Annotated in this window: 1 pseudogene; it reads right to left on the bottom strand. The window is 70.1% G+C overall.

Features of this window, described 5'->3' with window-relative positions:
- Positions 1-310 (bottom strand): annotated as a pseudogene (locus B8460_RS19400) (hypothetical protein); the annotation flags it as partial.
- Positions 311-324: the final 14 nt, after the last annotated feature.

Genomic DNA, 324 nt, shown 5'->3' with positions numbered 1-324 from the left:
CGAGCGTCATCGAGTCCGCCGAACCGCCGGACGGGTCCACGAAGGCCGCGTAACCCAACCCGCCGCCGGGCGGCAGCTCGCGCACTCCCGACGCCGTGACGGCTTCGACCGCATCGCGGCTGATGAATGCTGCTATATCGGAACGGAACTCGGCCCCGAACTCGGCTGCCGCGCTGTCCGGGTCTGCGGCGTAGGCGGCCTCGATCAGCGTAGCGTCTATGGTCGCGTTCATCTCTGCGGTGCTGCCGCGCCATACCAGGACAGGCGCGTCGTCGCGGCCGTAGTAGCGGGCGAAGGTGTCGAAGAGCACGCCGCGCCGGGCGT

Origin of the sequence: Acidisphaera rubrifaciens HS-AP3 (assembly GCF_000964365.1) — a bacterium.
Classification (GTDB): domain Bacteria; phylum Pseudomonadota; class Alphaproteobacteria; order Acetobacterales; family Acetobacteraceae; genus Acidisphaera; species Acidisphaera rubrifaciens.
Note: the sequence above shows the minus strand (reverse complement) of the source record. Positions and strands in the feature narration are given on the sequence as shown.